This window comes from Limosilactobacillus oris DSM 4864 (genome assembly GCF_001434465.1).
Lineage (GTDB): Bacteria > Bacillota > Bacilli > Lactobacillales > Lactobacillaceae > Limosilactobacillus > Limosilactobacillus oris.
Genome location: NZ_AZGE01000017.1, coordinates 12102 through 30948, shown reverse-complemented (window position 1 = coordinate 30948; position 18847 = coordinate 12102). Strand labels below are relative to the sequence as shown.

19 protein-coding genes are annotated in these 18847 nt (G+C 52.2%); 17 read left to right on the top strand and 2 right to left on the bottom strand.

The window, feature by feature from the left end; all coding sequences use genetic code 11:
* Window positions 1-5: 5 nt before the first annotated feature.
* The 17 genes from FC49_RS06650 (at window position 6) to FC49_RS06570 (ending at window position 16481) form a co-directional block, all read left to right on the top strand.
* Window positions 6-338, top strand: a complete 333-nt coding sequence (locus FC49_RS06650; RefSeq protein WP_003713935.1) for a metal-sulfur cluster assembly factor — start codon at window positions 6-8, stop codon at window positions 336-338.
* Between the two features lie 15 nt (window positions 339-353).
* On the top strand, window positions 354-1238 hold the full coding sequence (locus FC49_RS06645) for a helix-turn-helix domain-containing protein (RefSeq protein ID WP_056984602.1): 885 nt from the start codon (window positions 354-356) through the stop codon (window positions 1236-1238).
* 474 nt (window positions 1239-1712) lie between these two features.
* Entirely contained in the window at window positions 1713-2567 is an 855-nt protein-coding gene (locus tag FC49_RS06640; protein WP_056984601.1) for a DUF72 domain-containing protein, read from the top strand.
* 78 nt (window positions 2568-2645) lie between these two features.
* Window positions 2646-4670 carry a methionine--tRNA ligase gene (metG, locus tag FC49_RS06635; protein ID WP_056984600.1) on the top strand — a complete coding sequence of 675 codons (2025 nt, stop codon included), beginning with the start codon at window positions 2646-2648 and terminating at the stop codon, window positions 4668-4670.
* 3 nt (window positions 4671-4673) lie between these two features.
* Entirely contained in the window at window positions 4674-5489 is an 816-nt protein-coding gene (locus FC49_RS06630; protein WP_003713975.1) for a TatD family hydrolase, read from the top strand.
* On the top strand, window positions 5476-6042 hold the full coding sequence (gene rnmV / locus FC49_RS06625) for a ribonuclease M5 (protein WP_056984599.1): 567 nt from the start codon (window positions 5476-5478) through the stop codon (window positions 6040-6042). Before FC49_RS06630 ends, rnmV begins: the two co-directional genes overlap by 14 nt.
* Window positions 6035-6928, top strand: coding sequence for a 16S rRNA (adenine(1518)-N(6)/adenine(1519)-N(6))-dimethyltransferase RsmA (gene rsmA, locus FC49_RS06620; protein WP_056984598.1), 894 nt, complete (start codon window positions 6035-6037; stop codon window positions 6926-6928). Before rnmV ends, rsmA begins: the two co-directional genes overlap by 8 nt.
* Window positions 6929-7024: 96 nt before the next feature.
* The gene (locus FC49_RS06615) at window positions 7025-7267 is read left to right on the top strand and encodes a Veg family protein (RefSeq protein ID WP_056984597.1); all 243 of its coding nucleotides are present in this window, start codon (window positions 7025-7027) and stop codon (window positions 7265-7267) included.
* Between the two features lie 379 nt (window positions 7268-7646).
* Complete coding sequence (gene ispE, locus FC49_RS06610) at window positions 7647-8498, top strand: 4-(cytidine 5'-diphospho)-2-C-methyl-D-erythritol kinase (RefSeq protein WP_056984596.1); 852 nt, start codon at window positions 7647-7649, stop codon at window positions 8496-8498.
* A gap of 247 nt (window positions 8499-8745) precedes the next feature.
* On the top strand, window positions 8746-9654 hold the full coding sequence (locus tag FC49_RS06605; protein ID WP_056984595.1) for a metal ABC transporter solute-binding protein, Zn/Mn family: 909 nt from the start codon (window positions 8746-8748) through the stop codon (window positions 9652-9654).
* A 4-nt stretch (window positions 9655-9658) separates the two neighbouring features.
* Window positions 9659-10333: an ABC transporter ATP-binding protein gene (locus FC49_RS06600; RefSeq protein ID WP_056984594.1), complete on the top strand. Its 675-nt coding sequence runs from the start codon at window positions 9659-9661 to the stop codon at window positions 10331-10333.
* On the top strand, window positions 10327-11124 hold the full coding sequence (locus FC49_RS06595; protein ID WP_056984593.1) for a metal ABC transporter permease: 798 nt from the start codon (window positions 10327-10329) through the stop codon (window positions 11122-11124). The genes FC49_RS06600 and FC49_RS06595 overlap by 7 nt, the downstream gene beginning before the upstream one ends.
* 193 nt (window positions 11125-11317) lie before the next feature.
* Entirely contained in the window at window positions 11318-12154 is an 837-nt protein-coding gene (gene purR, locus FC49_RS06590) for a pur operon repressor (RefSeq protein WP_003715095.1), read from the top strand.
* A gap of 1 nt (window position 12155) precedes the next feature.
* The gene (gene glmU / locus FC49_RS06585; RefSeq protein ID WP_003714001.1) at window positions 12156-13523 is read left to right on the top strand and encodes a bifunctional UDP-N-acetylglucosamine diphosphorylase/glucosamine-1-phosphate N-acetyltransferase GlmU; all 1368 of its coding nucleotides are present in this window, start codon (window positions 12156-12158) and stop codon (window positions 13521-13523) included.
* Window positions 13524-13609: 86 nt separating this feature from the next.
* Window positions 13610-14596, top strand: a complete 987-nt coding sequence (locus tag FC49_RS06580; protein ID WP_003713929.1) for a ribose-phosphate diphosphokinase — start codon at window positions 13610-13612, stop codon at window positions 14594-14596.
* A 245-nt stretch (window positions 14597-14841) separates the two neighbouring features.
* A complete protein-coding gene (locus tag FC49_RS06575) occupies window positions 14842-15528 on the top strand; it encodes a hypothetical protein (RefSeq protein WP_056984592.1) in 687 nt (228 codons plus the stop codon).
* 77 nt (window positions 15529-15605) lie between these two features.
* Window positions 15606-16481 carry a linear amide C-N hydrolase gene (locus FC49_RS06570; protein WP_056984591.1) on the top strand — a complete coding sequence of 292 codons (876 nt, stop codon included), beginning with the start codon at window positions 15606-15608 and terminating at the stop codon, window positions 16479-16481.
* Window positions 16482-16653: 172 nt separating this feature from the next.
* On the opposite strand, the gene yidA is transcribed toward FC49_RS06570, so the two are convergent.
* Entirely contained in the window at window positions 16654-17478 is an 825-nt protein-coding gene (yidA, locus tag FC49_RS06565; protein ID WP_056984590.1) for a sugar-phosphatase, read from the bottom strand.
* Window positions 17479-17480: 2 nt separating this feature from the next.
* Complete coding sequence (locus FC49_RS06560) at window positions 17481-18845, bottom strand: HD domain-containing protein (RefSeq protein WP_056984589.1); 1365 nt, start codon at window positions 18843-18845, stop codon at window positions 17481-17483.
* Between the last annotated feature and the right edge of the window lie 2 nt (window positions 18846-18847).

The following is an 18847-nucleotide window of genomic DNA, read 5'->3' as shown; positions in this document are numbered from 1 at the left end:
GTAACATGGCAGATGAACAAGAACGCCAGTATTCACCGACGGAAGACGCGGTCATGGGAGCCCTGGAACAGGTCATTGACCCGGAACTGGGGATTGACCTGGTTAACCTCGGCCTGATTTACGATGTCCAGGTAGATGAAGAGGGCCACTGTATTATCACGATGACCCTAACCACCATGGGCTGTCCACTGGGTGATTTCCTGAACGAGGCAATTACCAAGGCTGCCACTTCGGTTGACGGTGTCAACGACTGTAAAATCAACCTGGTCTGGGAACCAGCTTGGGGGATTGACCGGATGAGCCGGTTTGCCAAGATTGCACTGGGACTGCATGGTTAAAGGGGTTGAATAGTGATGGATATCCGCAAATTTGTCCAGCAACGCAAACGAATGGGCTTCTCCCAGGCCGAGCTGTGCGCTGGTATCTGTACGCAGTCGACCCTTAGCAAGTTTGAAAATAAGGGCCGGGTCCCCTCGGTCAAAATTCTGGAGCAGCTTTGCCAACGGCTGGAAATGTCCCTGGGAGAACTCAGTGAACAGAACGTGGCCCCGCAGCCGCACCGCCGGACAGTCCTGGACCAGGCCGAACATTATTTGCTGGGGGAACAGTTCCCCCTGGCAATCAAGACCCTGAACCAGGTTCGGGAACGCCAGCTGACGACTGCCAAGGCCCGGATGCAGTATTACTACCTCAAAGGGATGATTGATACACTGACGAGCAACCAGACGGTGACAACGATGTTTAACTTTACCCAGATCCTTGATAAGCTGGATGAGGAACACCAGACAGTCTTTTCACAGCTGGCCTACCTGGGTTGTGGAATTTTGTACGCGCGGAAGAACCGGCTGGGCAACGCCGAATTCTTTTTCACCAAGGTGGTCAACTACCTGGAGCGGACAATTACCGCCCCACTAAACCTGGCCGACCTAACAAATACCCAGTATGCCCGGCTCGTAATGATGTGCTACTATGTGGCGGAGTACCAAGCGCTTCGCAAGCGGCTGCCGGATAGCAACCGGACCCTCGCCCGGGTCAGCCGCCTGTGTGCGGCCCGCTACCTGACCGTTTTCATGCCCCGAGTCAAGCTGCTAGCGGCGAATAACGCAATGCGCGCGGGAGCAACGTCGGAGACCGTGGGAAACTTACTATCGGCAGCACTAGTCTTTGCCCGTTTTAACGGGAATAGCGTTGTCGAACTGCAGGCCGCGGCCCTTAAAAAGCAGCTAACGGATTTGTGATAAATAAAACGCGGAGTTGAGTTTTACTCAATTCCGCGTTTTACTGGTAAATAATCGTTTAATTGTTACGCAAAGAGGACGACCTTGCCATCAACCTTGATGGGTAATGAACCAGATTTACGGCTCTTTTTTGCCCGGTTGCCTTTTTTGCTGAAAGTAAAGAACTTTGAATTTAGTAACATTATGATCGCTCCCTTCATTTCTTTTCACCATTAAGATACCATGTTGGAGGAGCGAAGCAAAGACGGTGCATCCTGGTCCTAATTTACACGCTGCATAATTTATCACGGCTCTTTCTACCCACGTGCATATTGTACAACGATAGTGCATAAACTTTGCTGTAATCGTAAAAGCAGTGCTGAATAATGAATATAAATTCTTTTGCTAATTATAAGAAATTGCTGAGCATTTTTCTCAGATAAGGGGACTTGCTGGGGCATAATGGTGGGAAAGGCAGTTTGATAGGAGGGTACAATGACAGCAAAGATTACGATGGGGATGACGACCTGGACGGAACACCCGGTACTCATTCACGGTGAGCAACGGCCGGTCACCCTGAACGAGTACGCGCAACACTTTCCAACAGTGGAGGTGGATACGTTCTTTTATGCGCTTCCCCAGATGAAGACCATTCAAAACTGGCTGACAATGGTTCCAGAAGACTTCCAATTTATTGTTAAGGCCAACCAGGGGATGACCCTGCACAAGCGTAACCAGGAAAAGGGGGAGGTCGAGCAGTTATTTGCTCAGTACCGGCGAACCGTGGCACCACTGGTTGCGAGTGGCCAGTTGAAAACAATCCTATTTCAGTTTCCACCCTACTTTGATGCCAGCGTTGCCGATATCGACTACCTAAAAATGGTTCGCGCCTGGCTCGGTGACCTCCCCGTCGCGGTGGAATTGCGCAATAGCAGCTGGTATCAGCCGGGGGTGGTTGACGCGCTGGTTAGCTATTGTCAAGACCTCAAGTTTACCCTGGTGGCGGCAGATGAGCCGCATGACCAGGTCACAGCGGTTCCCTTCAAGCTGGTGACGACCAATCCTGACCTGGTCATGCTGCGTTTGCATGGCCGCAATAAAAAAGGGTGGGCCAACCAGGGGCAGAGCTGGCGCAAGACCCGCACGCTGTACAAGTATTCGGACCAGGAATTGGCGACGTTTGCCCAGCAGATTCGGCAGCTGACGCCCCAGCCACGCGAAGTCTGTATTATCTTTAACAACAACTCTGGTAAGGATGCTGCCCCAAACGCCCTGGCTCTGCAAAAGATGATGGGCGTCCACTTCGCCGGCTTGGCACCCCGGTCACCGGAACAGCTCGACCTGTTTTAAGGCCGCACCGACCGGTTAACTATGCTATACTAAACGTCAATACTATTCTTTAATTTTAATGAGAAAGAGGGGCCTCATATGGCTACACAAAAACCAACTTATTACATTACGACACCCATTTACTATCCATCTGGTAAGCTGCACATTGGGAACTCCTACACGACGGTTGCCTGTGACGCAGAAGCACGTTTCAAACGGCTGAGTGGGTACGACGTGTTCTTCCTGACGGGAACCGATGAACACGGCTTGAAAATTGAACAGAAGGCTGACAAGCTCGGAATGCAGCCCCAGGAATATGTAGATCAAATGGCCGACGGGATCAAGAAACTCTGGAAGACCTTAAAGATTACCAACGACAAGTTTATCCGGACGACTGACGACTACCATGAACAAGCCGTCCAGAAGATTTTCCAAAAATTCCTCGACCAGGGTGACATTTACAAGGGCGAGTACACGGGCTGGTATTCAGTTGATGATGAAGAATACTTCACTGAAAGCCAACTGGCAGAAGTGTACCGCGATGACAATGGCAAGGTCATCGGGGGGAAGGCCCCCTCTGGTCACGAAGTTCAGCTGGTTAAGGAAGAATCCTACTTCTTCAAGATGAGCAAGTACGCTGACTGGCTGATGAAGTACTACGAAGAGCACCCGGACTTTATTGAACCCCACACCCGGATGAACGAGATGGTCAACAACTTCTTGAAACCGGGACTGGAAGACCTGGCCGTCACCCGAACTTCCTTTAACTGGGGAGTCAAGGTGCCGAACGACCCGAAGCACGTGGTTTATGTGTGGATCGACGCCCTGTCCAACTATATCACTGCACTGGGTTACGGTTCTGCCGATGACAGTCTCTTCAAGAAGTACTGGCCCGCTGACGTCCACATGGTGGGGAAAGAAATCGTCCGTTTCCACACAATTTACTGGCCAATCATGCTCCATGCCCTCGGTTTGCCGTTGCCCAAGCACGTTATCGGCCATGGCTGGCTGACGATGAAGGATGGCAAGATGTCCAAGTCCAAGGGGAACGTGATTTACCCAGAAACCTTAGTGGACCGTTACGGCCTCGACGCTACCCGCTACTACCTCTTGCGGGCAATGCCATTCGGCAACGACGGGGTCTTCAGTCCCGAAGACTTTGTCGACAAGGTTAACTTCGACTTAGCAAACGATCTGGGAAACCTCTTAAACCGGACCGTTGCCATGATCAACAAGTACCAGGGCGGCCAGGTTCAGGGAACCAACGATGCCCAGACGGCCTTTGATGCTGACCTGGAGGAAACGGCGGCCCAGGCAATTGCTGAATACAAAGAGGAGATGGATAAGACCCACTTTGCGGACGCCCTGGCGGCAGTCTGGAAGCTGGTCTCCCGTGCCAACAAGTACATTGACGAGACTGAGCCCTGGGTACTTGCCAAGGACGACAGCAAGAAAGCTGAACTCTCCGACGTGATGACCCACCTGGCGAAGAGCCTGCGGGTAATCGCGGCCCTGCTCCAACCGGTAATGCCGGACGCCCCAAAGGAGATTTGCCGGCAGCTGGGCTTGCCAGAAGAGGCCATCAGCTTGACCGACCTGGCCTTTAACGACTTCCCAGCAAGCAGCCAAGTTGTTGCTAAGGGAACGCCAATCTTCCCCCGGTTGGACGTCAAGGAAGAAGTTGAGTTTATCAAGAGCAAGATGAGCGTGAACCAAAAGAAGAAGGGACGCAAAGCAATGGAAGAAGCCAAGAAGGCCGCAGAAAAGCAGCCAGAAGTAGCTACCGACGGCAAGAAGCTGATCCGGATCGAAGCCTTTGACAAGGTCGACTTGAAGGTTGCCAAGATTACCGCTGCTGACCATGTCGAGGGGGCTGACAAGCTCCTAAAGTTCCACATGGATGATGGGACGGCAGAAGGCCGGCAGATCCTATCTGGAATTGCCAAGTGGTACCCAGAGCCAGCTGTGTTGGTAGGCAAGAAGGTCGTCATCGTCGCCAACTTGAAGCCGCGGAAGATGCGGGGCGAGCTGAGCCAGGGGATGCTCCTTTCGGTTGAAAAGGATGGTCAGGTTCAAGTCGTCACGGTTGATGACAGCCTGGAACCAGGATTGGAGCTCGGCTAAGCGATGGGAAAACGGCAACAAGAATGGCGCCAGGTTTATGATTCCCACACCCACCTCAACGACGACCCCTTTTACGACGATGTGCCGGCGTTTGAAAACCGGGCGGCTCACTACGGGGTCACTCAGATGAACATTGTGGGCTCTAATGCCAACCTTAACCAGCGGGCCCTGGCCCTTGGTCAACGGTACTCGAACCTGCACCCAATCGTCGGCTGGCATCCCGAGGACATTCGGGCATTCGATGAAGACGCTAAGGCAACGCTCTGGGAACAGGTCCACGATCCACGGGTCGTGGCAATTGGTGAAATCGGGTTGGACTACTATAATGACCAGCAATCTCCCCATGACCGCCAGCAGGAGGTTTTTGCCGAGCAGTTGGACTGGGCGCGGCAGCTGAAACTGCCGGTGTCGATTCACTGCCGGGAAGCACTGGCTGATACCTATGAACTGCTAAAGGACGGCCACGTCGATGAATTCGGCGGGGTCATGCACAGCTTTAACGGGTCGCCGGAATGGGCCGAGAAGTTTCTGGACCTGGGAATGGCGATTTCCTTCAGCGGGGTCGCCAGTTTTGGCAGCGCTGAAGAGGTTCATGCGGCGGTACGGGCCGTACCACTATCACGGATGATGGTGGAGACCGACGCCCCGTATTTGACACCCGCGCCGTACCGGGGGAAGCAAAACGAACCGGCCTTTACCAAGTTTGTCGTCGACGCAATTGCAGAATTGAAGCAGGTGGCCCCATCCCGGGTCGCCCGGCAAACCTACCAGAATGCTAGCCGGTTATTCCTAAAGGATCAAAAAGATGACGAAGATTAAAGAAGTAATTGTAGTGGAAGGCAAAGACGATACCAAGCAGATCCAAAAGGCCGTCGACGCTGATACTTATGAAACCAACGGGTCTGCGCTCAATGCTGCCGACCTGGCTCGGCTGCGCAAATTACAGGCGAGCCGGGGCTTAATCGTGTTTACGGATCCCGACTTTAACGGGGAACGGTTACGCAAGATGATCAGTGCCGCGGTTCCCGGAGTCAAACACGCCTTCATTGAGCGGCGGCAGGGGGTCCCTCACTTGGCCCACGGCAGCTTGGGGGTAGAACACGCAGCCCCGGCGGTAATCAAAGCTGCTCTGGCCCACCTGTACACCCAGGCAGTGACGGAACCGGACGTCTACACCCAGCGGGACTTGCAGGCGGCGGGACTGGTTGGCAGTTCTCAGGCCCGGAAGCGGCGGGAACGGTTGGGGCAGCTGCTTGGCATTGGTTATGGCAACGGTAAGCAGCTGGTTCACCGCCTAAACATGTTTCAAATCAGTCCCAACCAATTTGCGGCCGCCGTTGAGCAGATAAAGCGGGAGGAAAATGATGAGTAATACACCGGAAATCGGTAGTCGGACCCGAACGCGGGCGATTATGGAAAAGTATGGCATTCACACCAAGAAGGGCTTCGGCCAGAATTTTCTGACCGACCTCAACGTCTTAAAAAACATCGTGAGTGCCGCCGAAATTACCAGGGACGATAACGTGATTGAAATCGGCCCGGGGATTGGGGCATTAACGGAACAACTAGCCCAGGCCGCGGGGGAGGTTCTCGCCCTCGAAATCGACCAGGATCTGATTCCCGTATTGGCTGAGGTCCTCGCCCCGTACGATAACGTGACGGTCCTAAACCAGGATGTTTTGCAAGCCAACCTGCCGGAGCTCATCAAGCAGCAGTTTACGGACCCCAGCAGGCCCATCAAGGTAGTTGCTAACCTACCCTACTACATCACTAGTCCGATCTTGATGAACCTGCTTGCCGCACCGGTAGATTGGGCGGCTATCTGCGTTATGATGCAAAAGGAAGTTGCCCAGCGGTTGACTGCCCAGCCTGGGACGAAGCAGTATGGGGCATTGACCCTGGCAATCGAGTACCAGATGACCGCGGAGATTGCCTTCAATGTTTCCCGGCGGGTCTTTGTGCCAGCGCCGAATGTCGATTCCGCCATCGTGGTATTGAGACCACGGACAACCCCGCTACCGGTACAGCCCTTCAACAAGCAAAAGCTGTTTGGCTTCATTCGGGGGTGCTTTGCCCACCGCCGCAAGAGCTTGTGGAATAACTTACAGGCCACGGTTGGCAAGCAGCCGGCGGTCAAGGAGAAGATGCAGGCAATTTTGACGGCCCTGGCGATTTCTCCCCAAACCCGGCCTGAACGGCTCACACTGGAACAGTTCATTGAACTTGCTAACGCCCTGCACGCTGCCCAGCTTCTCTAATAGTTAATATTATTGACTTTGTTATAATAAAATGATAATATTAATTGTTTCATGTTGAGCACAGGTACTGTTGTAACGCAGTGAGGTGAAGTTTTAGTGCCAGAATCAATTGTTGAGATCAAGAAAGAATTAGATGATCGTATTGGGGAACCAGTCCTCATTAAAGCACAGGCTGGTCGTAAGCGGGTGGCAACCCACCACGGTGTTTTGAGCAAGACCTATCCAGCCATCTTTGTTGTCCACCTAAACGATGGTAACGGAGCACCCGACCGGATTTCTTACAGTTACACTGACTTATTGACTCATAATATTTCGCTAGCCTTTGGCGAAGAAGACTAGCGGGAGAGAGGGGGGACAGGACTAGCTTGGCTAGTTCGTCGTCCCACCGTCGTCGCGCAGCAAGCCTGTTTGGGGGTGTTCAAATACTGATTTGTCAGCGTTTGAACTGCCAACCAGCTACTGCGCTGTTGCATTTTTATCTTTAAAACAGTAAAGAGACTGAGTTAACTCCCGGTCCCATTAACATCAGCTGGTTTTTAAAACGAAATGGGCTCCAGGTTCGGCCTTGCCGAGCACTGGGCCCATTTTGCGTCCTGCGTCAATGTGGGACTGCTCGCCCAGCTCAGGGGGAACGCCGCCCACTTCCATTCAACTTGCCGATTAATTGGCTCATTAGTATAATCAAAATAAGAATAACTTGAGATGGGGAGGGATGGCAATGCGTGTAAATGAAAAAGCACCGGCAAAACTCAACCTGAGCTTAGACACGCCGATGCGGTACTTCGATGGTTCACCCCGGTGGGATATGGTAATGACTTCGGCAGACTTGGCAGATTATGTGACCGTAGAAACCCACCGGCGACCGACGACGATTAAAGTTTATACTGACAGCGGCTTTTTGCCCAACGACCAGCGAAACCTTGCTTACCAGGCAGCTCATATTCTCAAGAGTCGGTTTCACTGTCGCGAGGGCGTGACGATTCACATTCGCAAGAATATTCCCGTGGCGGCCGGGCTGGGGGGCGGTTCTTCGGATGCCGCTGCCGTTTTACGGGCACTGAACAGGATCTGGCGCCTGGGTCTCTCACTGGATGAGCTGGCCAAGATTGCATTGACGATTGACTCCGATGTGCCTTACTGTGTATATAGTCGGCTGGCCCACGTGACGGGGCACGGGGAAAAAATAGAGCTGCTGCCCGCCCAGCCGCACTATTGGGCAGTAATCGCCAAGCAGCAGATTAGTGTGTCAACGCCGCAGATTTTACGTCAGATTAACTACGAGCAGCTAGAGCACCTTGATAATGAACGCTTGATTGCTAGTCTGAAGGCCCAGGATTGGCAGGAAGCAGTTAAGTACATGGGTAACGTCTTGGAACCCGTGACAATGAGTTTTTATCCTGAAATCAAGCAGCTCAAGGATAAGATGGTTAGCCTGGGAGCCGATGTGGCACAGATGAGCGGGACGGGGCCAACCGTGTTTGCTGTTTGTCACACCGAATCTCGGGCAAAGCGGATTCAAAACAGCATTAGCGGCTTCTGCCGGGATGTTCATGTGGTTACTCTGTTGTGAAAAGTTAATATGCGTGCAAACGAGGGTATGGAAAACGTCTAAAATTTGCTGATTAAGCTGATTTTAGACGTTTTTGCTTTTTAAAGGAAGTGTGTCGACGGGAACATAACAAGCGGTGGGAGCCATAACTGGTTTTTGAACCGCCCCCATATTTTCACGGCAGCTTGCATTTCGCGGTGCTTTCCGGTAAGATAGTTTTTGTTGCAAATAGTAATCATTACGATTAAACAAAGGGGAGTTCAAGTTGATGCGTAAATACTGGATCGGAGTCAGTGGCTTAATCGGCCTGTTAGCAATTGTTTTCCTGCTGGCATTAATTCCCCGGCAAAATTTTGGCCGGCAGCAAAAACCAATCCGGGTGGTCGCTAGCCTAGATTTCTATGGCGAAGTGGCACAAGAGGTCGCTGGAAAGTATGGTCAGGTGACGACAATTATCAATAGCGCCGCGGTAGACCCGCACGATTACCAGCCGGGAACCCAGCAAGCGCGCGAGATGGGCACCGCTAACCTGGTAATCCAAAATGGGCTGGGCTATGACCACTGGCTGACGAAACTAGTCCAGGGGAGTAGCAACGGCCGGGTTACTACTATCGATGTTGCTCGCCAGGTCGCTGGCAAGAAGGCTGGCGACAACGAGCATGTCTGGTATCAGCCAACGACGATTAAGCGGCTTACCCAGCAGCTAGCTGACCAATACAGCAAGCTGGACCCCGCACACGCGACCTACTACCACCGCCAGGCCCGGGCTTACCTGCAGAGCTTGCAGCCGCTTGACCAAACAATTGCGCAGGCCAAACGTGGTGTCGGGACAAAACGGGCAGTAGCGGTGAGTGAACCGGTCTTTGACTACGCCTTGACAAACCTTGGCTACCAGGTGATTGACAGCCACTTTGCTAAGGCCGTGGAGGACGGCAACGATCCTTCGCCGCAGGACATTGCTGCCCTCCAGGCGGCAATTAAAAACCACCAGATTGCTTTCTTTGTAGAGAATGCTCAGGCTGACGATCGCATTGTTAATAACCTGGTTAAACTAGCGCGCCAGCATGGTGTGCCGGTTTTGAAGGTAACGGAATCCAAGCCTAATGGGTTGAGCTACGAGCAGTGGATGACCAAGCAGTACCAGCAGCTAATCAGGATTCAGGAAAAGGAGGATTAAGGCAATGGCAGTGCTCTCAGTAGATGACTTAACGGTCGCGTACGGCGATCATACCGTTTTTAAGGATTTGAGTTTTACAGTTAACGATGGTGACTTTCTCGTGGTCGTTGGTGAGAATGGAGTGGGGAAGACTACCCTAGTGCGGGCCCTGCTCGGCCTCATCAAGCCCAAGGCGGGAACCGTTAATATTCCCACGGGGACCCGGATTGGTTACGTTCCCCAGTTTCGGAATATTGATGAGGAATACCCATTGTCAATCCGTGATTTTGTCGCGTTGAACAGCCGCCAATCCTGGTTGCCCTGGTTGACCGGCAAGGAGCGGCACGCGCTTGACCGGATGATTAGAATTACCGACTTAACGCCGATTGCCGAGCGGCCGTTGGGGCTGGCATCGGGCGGAGAGAAGCAACGGGCTTACCTGGCACAAGCCTTATTACCGGCCCCGCGCCTGTTGATTTTAGATGAGTCAACGGCCAGTCTGGATAATGAAATGAAGTATAACCTGCTCGACCTGGTCGCCCGGTTTCAAGAGGACGGCTTGAGCGTGATGTTTATCACCCACGATTGGGACCTGGCGGAACACTACGGTACCAGGTATCTCCACATAACGAAGGACGGCTACTCGACCGGTTCGATTGATGAACTGGCAGAATTGAGAAAGGAGACGGTGGAATGTTAACTTTGGCATTTATGCGGCACGCGTTCATTGCGAGCACCTTTATCGCGGTTGTGAGCGGAATTATCGGGGTGTTCGTTGTGGCCCGCCAGCTCTCCTTCCTGACCCATACCCTCTCGGAAATCGGTTTTGCTGGAGCGTCATTTGCCGTTTTTGCCGGCTGGCTGCCGTTAAATGGGATGATTCTCTTTACGATGCTCAGTTCAGTCCTGGTCGGTCAGATGAGTATTAAGGAGTCGCGCCGGGAAGCGGTGATTAGTGCCGTTTCCGGACTTTTTATCGGTTTGGGGATCCTCTTCCTCTCTTTGAGCAACCAGAGCGCTAGTTCGGCGACCAGCATCCTCTTCGGAAGTGTCGTGGGGATTAGCGCGGCGGAGGTTCATCAGTTGATTCTCCTTTCGGTTGTCGTCCTGGTGGTGACGTTGCTGATGTACCGGCCCTTAAAGTTTTCATCCTTTGACATTGTTGGTGCCCGGGTCAGTGGGGTCAACCAAACGCTGATTTCAGTGGCCTTCCTGGTCTTGCTGGCGTTGAGTGTGAGTGTCGCCGCCCAGATTGTCGGTTCTCTGTTGATCTTTATTCTGCTGACGATTCCCGCGGCAAGTGCGAAATACTTTACCCATGGGGTAGCGAAGATGGTGGGCCTGGCAATTTTATTTGCCTTGCTAGGAACGTGGACGGGCCTGCTCTTGGGGTACCTGACCAATTGGCCGGTCAGCTTTTTTATCGCGGTCATCGAAGTGGTAATTTACGTTATCGCCTTACTGTACCAAAACTTTGTTGAGGCAAGTTAGTGAGAACGGGGCTGGATTGTTTTCCGGCCCCGTTACTAGTTTAAACTGGGGGCACTTGCCATTCGGCTATTAGGGGCCTCTTTCTCTGTTCAGCATTCTTTGCTAACTACACTGATTTATTCAGAAAAGACGAACATTTTATGGTAAAATCAATGTTGTATTATTCCTTTTTGAAAGGCGGAAAAGAACGAAGATGAAAGTACGAAGAAGTAATCGACTGGTTGACATGACCAGATACTTATTGGAGCACCCCCGAACATTAGTCTCGCTTAAATTTTTTAGTGAGCGCTATGGTTCGGCTAAATCCTCAATCAGTGAGGACCTCAGTATTGTTAAACATACCTTTGAAACCTGGGGTGAGGGTCAGTTAAAGACCATTCCGGGTGCCAGTGGTGGGGCCGTTCTGACCCCATTTTACTCGAAGGAGAATGCGGAACGGGCGATTGCCAACCTGGTTCGCGAGGTGAATGATGATTCCCGCTTCTTGCCGGGCGGCTACGTTTACCTTTCGGACCTGATTGGCCGGCCCGATGTCCTCCACCAGGTCGGGCAGTTAATCGCCACCCAGTACGTTGACCAGGACGTTGACGTTGTGATGACGGTTGAAACTAAGGGAATTCCAATTGCGCAGGCGGCGGCGATGTACATGAATAAGCCCTTTGTGATCGTCCGTAATAGCTCTCACATAACAGAAGGCCCGACTGTCAGCGTGAACTATGTCTCGGGCTCAGTTAAGCGGATTAAAAAAATGGAACTATCCCGGCGGACGCTTTCGGCCGGCGCTAACGTGGTAATTGTCGATGACTTCCTCAAGGGGGGCGGAACGCTGAACGGCATGCACTCCCTAATCAAGGAATTTGACGCTAACCTAGTGGGGATGACCGTCCTTGCCGAGGGGACCGCAAATGGTAAGCGGCTAGTGGACAACTGCACGTCACTGGTCAAGGTCGATGCCGAGGATGGCGATCAAAAGACGATTAATGCCCGGCCAGGGAACTTTATGGAAACGGTATTTGGAAAGGAAAATTAGGATGGTAAAGAGAAACGCGATTATCTTAGCAGCCGGTAAGGGAACCCGGATGCGGTCAAAGCTCTACAAGGTTTTACACCAAGTCTGTGGGAAAACGATGGTTGACCACGTGCTAACCCAGCTGGAAAAGGCCCACATTGATACGATTATTACGGTAGTGGGCTTTGGCGCGAAAACGGTCGAACAAACTCTGGCCCACCGAACCCGGTACGCTCTGCAAAAGCAGCAGTTAGGGACTGGCCACGCGGTAATGCAAACCGAAGACCTGCTGGGCAGCGAAGACGGTGAAACGATCATTGTCAGTGGTGATACGCCACTCTTTACTGCGGAGACCTTTGAAAAGCTCTTTAAGTACCATGAGCAGCGTCACGCTGCGGCGACAATCCTAACTTCCATTGCCCCGGACCCGACTGGTTATGGCCGGATTGTTCGTGACAACGTGGGAATTGTTGAACGGATTGTGGAACAAAAGGATGCTAACCTCCAGGAACAAGCAATCAAGGAAATCAACACTGGGGTCTACTGCTTCGACAACCAGAAGCTCTTTGCCGCCCTCAAGAAGATTAATAATGATAATGCCCAGGGGGAATACTACCTGACCGATGTTATTGGTATCCTGAAGCAGGAAGGTGAGATCGTGACTGCCTACAAGATGGATGACTTTAGCGAATCGATGGGGGTTAACGACCGGATTGCCCTGGCTAAGGCTAACCAGGTAATGCGGGACCGGATTAACAAGCACTGGATGCAAGAAGGCGTTTCAATGGTTGATCCGGCGACGACTTACATTGACGCGGGGGTCAAATTGGGCCGCGATACCGTCCTCGAAGGCAACGTTGTCATTAAGGGCGATACCGTGATTGGAAATGACTGCTACATTAGTGCTGGGTCACGGATCACCGATTCCACGATTCACGACGGCGTTAAGATTACTTCATCGACGCTGGAAGAAGCAGAAATGCACAACGGCAGCGATATTGGTCCAAATAGCCACTTACGGCCAGAGGCTGAAATCGGTGAGAACGTCCATATCGGTAACTTCTGTGAGGTCAAGAAAGCCTACATTGGGGCGGGCACTAAGGTCGGCCACCTGACCTACATTGGCAACGCCACGCTGGGGAAGAACATTAACGTTGGCTGTGGAGTAGTCTTCGTCAACTACGATGGTACCAACAAGCACCATACCAATGTCGGCGACCACGCCTTTATTGGCAGCAACAGCAACCTTGTAGCACCGGTTAATATCGCGGCAGATTCCTTTATTGCGGCTGGTTCGACGATTACTGACAGTACTGAACAGTACGACATGGCAATTGCCCGGGCTCGGCAGACCAATAAGAAAGATTACGCGAAGAAGTTGCCCTGGTAAGCCGACTTTTGCTTGCTTTTTAACAGACCGCTCTATATCATAGATAAGGATAGACAAAAGACTTACTTATACTTCCGGAGGCTCTAATGACACAGTCGAATACTGATTCCAACTTAAAACTGTTTGCGCTCAACTCGAACCGCCCCTTGGCAGAAAAAATCGCCCAACACCTGGGAATCGAGCTGGGAAAACTTTCAGTGGACCGTTTTAGTGACGGTGAAATTCAAATTAACATTGAGGAAAGCGTCCGTGGTGACAACGTCTACGTTATTCAGTCAACGTCAGCGCCCGTTAATGATAACTTAATGGAACTGCTGATCATGGTCGATGCCTTGCGGCGGGCAAGTGCAAAGACAATTAACGTTGTCTTGCCATATTACGGCTATGCACGGCAAGACCGGAAGGCCCGGAGCCGGGAACCAATTACGGCTAAGCTGGTTGCCAACATGCTGCAAAACTCTGGGGTAGACCGGGTGATTGCCCTCGACCTTCACGCGGCCCAAATTCAAGGCTTCTTCGACATCCCGGTGGACCACTTAATGGGCGCGCCATTACTAGCCGAGTACTTTATCAAGGAAGGGGTTGCCGACAACGCGGTCGTAATTTCACCCGACCACGGTGGGGTAACCCGGGCCCGGGCATTGGCGGAATTTTTGAAGTCGCCGATTGCGATTATTGATAAGCGGCGCCCCAAGGCTAACGTTGCTCAGGTGATGAACATCATCGGGGATGTTAAGGGCAAGACCTGCATCATGATTGATGACATGATTGATACCGCCGGGACGATTACCTTAGGCTCGCAGGCGCTAATTGACGCGGGTGCCAAGGAAGTCTACGCTTCATGTACCCATGCGGTCTTGTCTGGCCCGGCAATTGAGCGGCTGGCGAAGTCACCGTTGAAGGAAGTCGTTGTGACCGACTCCATCCAACTGCCAAAAGAAAAGCAAATTGATAAGATCAAGCAGGTTTCCGTAGCGCCGTTGATTGCGGCTGCCATTAAGCGGATTAATGAAAACCGCCCAGTGAGTCCCCTGTTTAAGCAGGTCTTTCAGAGTGCTAAGAAAATCGACTAAGATTTGCTAATGGTCATCACGAGAGAGGCTGAGAAATAGCTCAGCCTCTTTGCTATTTTAAAGCTGGAAGTGTTGCAGCCCTACTAACCCCTTTTCCACCGGCTGGCACCAGCCATGTCCATTATTCGTGGTCAGCAGCCCCTGACTTTGCTGGGGAGGGTAGCAGAGCTTGCGTTTTTTTTAAGATTTTGGGTTCACTTGACCTTCCATGATATAATAAAGGCGCAGTAGCTAAGGAGGTTAACATGCAAACAAAACCATTATTTAATAAGGTGCTTACCGGTTCTGCTGCCATTGCCATTGCTTTGACATTGGCAGGGTGCGGTCACCATGAGACGACGACTACGGCAGCCAGCAGTTCATCCGTTCGCTCGGCGAAGACTACTTCGAGCAGTAAGCAGAGTGATGCTTACCGGTCAGCTAACAAGCTGATTCAAAAGGAGGACTACCAAGGTGCTTACGATCGGCTAAACAGCGCTAATAATCGTTCAACGCAGGAAGATTATCTTGCTACTGACTTACAAAACTACATGAGCGCGCGGAATGCTTACCGGAGTGGCAACTACGCCACCGCGGCCGCTACTTTGAAGGAGCAAAAGTCTGCTAGTCCAGAGATGCGGAAAGCTAACAATAAGTTGCAAAAGCAGATCAATAAGGCGCAAAACAGCAGCAGCTCCTCAAGCAGCGTTGCGGACAGCAAGGCAAGTACTAGTCAGAGCAGCACTGACCAGATGAATGATGATGTAGTAGTAGCGTTCGCTAACAAGATGGGCTTTAGCGGCGATAAGGGCTACCAAATCGTTCAGACGGGCAAGTCTGGCAATACCTACAAGTTTGAAGTACGGCGGAGCAACAGCGACAATACTGTTGCCAACCTGGTGGGAATTTACCAGTATAATAACGAGACCGGGGCCGTTACCAAACTAAGCTAATTGGTTATACTGAGAAGATAATTTGGTCAGAGGAAATTAATTTTTCCGCTGGCCTTTTTACTAGGGAGGCGGTTAAAGTGTGCACGGTAATAACGAGCAACGACCTCATCGGGCGAACGATGGATTTTCCACCCCGTACGCCGTGGCAGCTAACTTATTTACCGGCGGCTTTTCAGTGGCAGCCGGCGATTGGCGGCCAGGTTTTGACCAACCGCTACCGGATTCTCGGCGGGATGCGGCACTTTGACGGCCACTACCTGCTCGGCGACGGGCTGAACAGTGCGGGCTTGTTTTGCGCGGAACTCTTTTTTCCGGTTGCGGCAAGCTATGAGAAGACCGTCCGCCCTGGCACTCGGGGATTGACACCCCAGGACTTTATTCTCTGGGTGCTGGGCAAACACGCAACGGTCGCCGAGTTAGCGGCGAACCTAGAGCAGGTCTCGGTGGTGGGACGGCGCTGGTTCGATGACAACTACTATCCTTTCCACTGGCTATTGGCAGATGATAGTGGAACGTACGTGATTGAGCCACTGGGTGGACGGCTGAAACTCATGCGCAACCCCTGCGGAGGATTAACAAACACGCCGGCATTAGCCGACCAGGTGGAACGCTTGAATCACAGGCTGGGAATCGCGGACCGCCAGTTTGTCCCGCGGGCAGTGGTCAATTATCAGGGAGCGTGGCCAGCTGGTGGAAATTCGGTGGCGCGGTTTCAACAGGCAGTGTTGACGAGCTGGCAGAAGAAGCCCCAGACAGTTGCGGCAATGGCGACTTTCCTACAAACCGTTACCGTCCCCCATACTAGGAAGCACGAGCATAACTATACTCACTACCAGGCGGTAGTTGACCGTCAGCGCCTTCGGTATTACTTTACGGATTGCCGAACCCAACGAAGGGTCAGCTATGATTTGAATTCGGCGGTGGGTCAACAGCCCGTGGCCTTTAAACTATAAGGATGGTGGGCCACTGCCAATTTGCCTAGCTCATTGCTCCACTCTCCAGTTAAAGCGTGATTATTTCTTGAAGAAAGCTAATAAGTAAGGCTCCAGGGCTCGGTTTGCCGGGCACTGGAGCCTTATTGGGTTCTTATTTTGCAGGAAAAAGATTTTTCTTCCGGCCGGGATGTTAGTTGTTAAACACATACTTATCAATCGCGGCGGCGACCCCGTCGTGATTATTGTCGGCGGTAACGTCATCAGCAACCGCCAGGGTCTCTGGAATGGAATTGCCCATGGCGACCCCGTGACCGGCAAATTCCAGCATTGAGTTATCATTCTGGGCGTTCCCCAGGGCCATTACTTCACTGGCGGCAATCCCCAGTTCCTTGCATAGCATATCCAGTGCCTGCCCCTTGCTGACACCCTTGCGCATAAACTCTAAGTAGAAGTCCTCGCTGCGGACGATAGAAAAGCGGCTTGCCAGCTCCTCCGGCAGGTTGGCGAGGGCCCGGTCGATGACGTCCTTTTCGTCGACCATCATTGCCTTAGCGATGACGTACTGGTCCCGAATCCGGGCCATCTCATCAAGGGACCGGTAGCGGATTGGCATGTCGACCAGGTCGGATTCGTAAACGGTGTATTTGCTAATGTCCTGGTTAGTAGTGTAGATGTAGTCCCGGGTTTCCAACTGTGAGTGGACGTTTTCTTTAAGACAGTAGTTCTCCCAGTCTGCGTAATCATCAAAGGCCATGCTTTCGTCGACCATTACTTGACCGCTAGTGGTTTGGGCGAGGCCGCCGTTAAAGCTGACTACGTATTCGTCGTCCCGGTCGTTCAAGCCGAGCTGTTTCAGGTAGGCGGTGACACCCGTCATTGGCCGGCCAGTACACAGGACGATTTTGACTCCTTGCTGGCTGGCCTTTTTAATTGCTGCGACCGTCCGGGGGGTGATTTCCCGCTGGTCGTTGATGAGGGTACCGTCAATGTCGATTGCGACCATCTTAATTGCCATTATTATTGTTCCTCCTTGGGGTTAACGATGTGGTTGTTTTTAATGTAGTGCTGGAATTGCTCATAAATGGGTTCGAACACCTCAATGTCCTGGTGCTTCTCGAGCATTTCCTTAGGGAAAAAGAAGCGCTGGTCACCGGCTTCGCGCCCGGAAACGCTGGCAACCAGGGTTGAGACCTGGGACAGTTCAACGAATTCACCGTTGGGTTGAACCAGCTCGATTTGGGTTTGAGGGTTTGAATCCTGGGGATTGTAAGTATCATAGGGGAGTTTGAAACTATCATTGACCGCGGTATAGTAGTCGCTGTTGAAACCGGCCGTTTGAATTAACTCGCGCAGCTTCGGCAGGCAGGCGGCCGAGTGCTGGTCATAAATCGCTGACTTGAAGGGCCGCCGGTAGAGGAACCGCCGTGCCAAGTCACTGAGAATGTGGTCCCGGGAATGGGTCCAGTGGTTGAAATAGGTGGTCAGGACCCCATCGTCTAAGGCGAGGTAGTCGTCCAAACTAAATTTATGGTTAAAGAAGGGCATCAGCATGTGCGGGGTAAACTCTGGCTCGAAGTCATTAGGGTGCTCGTAGATGTACTTGGCCCGCATCAGCAGGTGGTCCAAAATCACTTCCATTGCCCGGGAAACGGGGTGAAAGTAAATCTGCAAATACATTTGCAAGCGGCTGATGATGTAGTCTTCAACCGCGTGCATTCCGGAAATCTCAAAGGCAATTCCGCCCTCGACCGGTCGCATTACATGGAGGACCCGGTCGAGGTCAAACTTACCATAGTTAGTACCGGTGTAGTAGGAATCCCGCTGGAGGTAGTCCATCCGGTCGGCGTCGACCTGGCTAGAAATCATTTGAACGACTTGCTGGTTTTCGTAGGTGTGGTCGATGACACTAGCGACCTGGTGGGGGAAGTCTGGGGAAACCCGCCGGAGGATCCGGTTAATGTTGGTCCCGGGACTGGTAATCAGCTGGCGGGTGATCTGTTCGTGGTCTGTATTAAAAATATGTTCAAAGGTATGGGAATATGGTCCGTGCCCCAGGTCATGCAAGAGGGCTGCACAGAGGGCAACGGGCCGCTCGCGGTCGTCCCAACAGCCGTCACCGGCTTGCTGGTGGGGATAGTTTCGCTGGAAATAGTTGCACATTTCCCGGGTAATTTCGTAAACCCCAAGGCAGTGTCCAAAGCGGGAGTGTTCGGCCCCGTGAAAGGTAAAGGAAGAGGTTCCCAGCTGCTTAATCCGCCGGAGACGCTGAAATTCAGGGGTGTTAATCAAGTCTAAAATAATCTGGTTATCCACGATGATCTGACCGTGGATGGGGTCCCGGAAAACTTTCTCCCGGGATAACTGTTCGTCACTGAAACGCACTC

Bases quoted from the DNA above. Each gene is read 5' to 3' on its own strand.
- yidA (WP_056984590.1), bottom strand. From the start codon at position 17,478: ATGGCAATTAAGATGGTCGCAATCGACATTGACGGTACCCTCATCAAC.
- FC49_RS06580 (WP_003713929.1), top strand. From the start codon at position 13,610: ATGACACAGTCGAATACTGATTCCAACTTAAAACTGTTTGCGCTCAAC.
- purR (WP_003715095.1), top strand. From the start codon at position 11,318: ATGAAAGTACGAAGAAGTAATCGACTGGTTGACATGACCAGATACTTA.
- FC49_RS06640 (WP_056984601.1), top strand. From the start codon at position 1,713: ATGACAGCAAAGATTACGATGGGGATGACGACCTGGACGGAACACCCG.
- FC49_RS06645 (WP_056984602.1), top strand. From the start codon at position 354: ATGGATATCCGCAAATTTGTCCAGCAACGCAAACGAATGGGCTTCTCC.
- FC49_RS06600 (WP_056984594.1), top strand. From the start codon at position 9,659: ATGGCAGTGCTCTCAGTAGATGACTTAACGGTCGCGTACGGCGATCAT.
- glmU (WP_003714001.1), top strand. From the start codon at position 12,156: ATGGTAAAGAGAAACGCGATTATCTTAGCAGCCGGTAAGGGAACCCGG.
- ispE (WP_056984596.1), top strand. From the start codon at position 7,647: ATGCGTGTAAATGAAAAAGCACCGGCAAAACTCAACCTGAGCTTAGAC.
- FC49_RS06595 (WP_056984593.1), top strand. From the start codon at position 10,327: ATGTTAACTTTGGCATTTATGCGGCACGCGTTCATTGCGAGCACCTTT.
- rnmV (WP_056984599.1), top strand. From the start codon at position 5,476: ATGACGAAGATTAAAGAAGTAATTGTAGTGGAAGGCAAAGACGATACC.
- FC49_RS06575 (WP_056984592.1), top strand. From the start codon at position 14,842: ATGCAAACAAAACCATTATTTAATAAGGTGCTTACCGGTTCTGCTGCC.
- metG (WP_056984600.1), top strand. From the start codon at position 2,646: ATGGCTACACAAAAACCAACTTATTACATTACGACACCCATTTACTAT.
- rsmA (WP_056984598.1), top strand. From the start codon at position 6,035: ATGAGTAATACACCGGAAATCGGTAGTCGGACCCGAACGCGGGCGATT.
- FC49_RS06605 (WP_056984595.1), top strand. From the start codon at position 8,746: ATGCGTAAATACTGGATCGGAGTCAGTGGCTTAATCGGCCTGTTAGCA.
- FC49_RS06650 (WP_003713935.1), top strand. From the start codon at position 6: ATGGCAGATGAACAAGAACGCCAGTATTCACCGACGGAAGACGCGGTC.
- FC49_RS06630 (WP_003713975.1), top strand. From the start codon at position 4,674: ATGGGAAAACGGCAACAAGAATGGCGCCAGGTTTATGATTCCCACACC.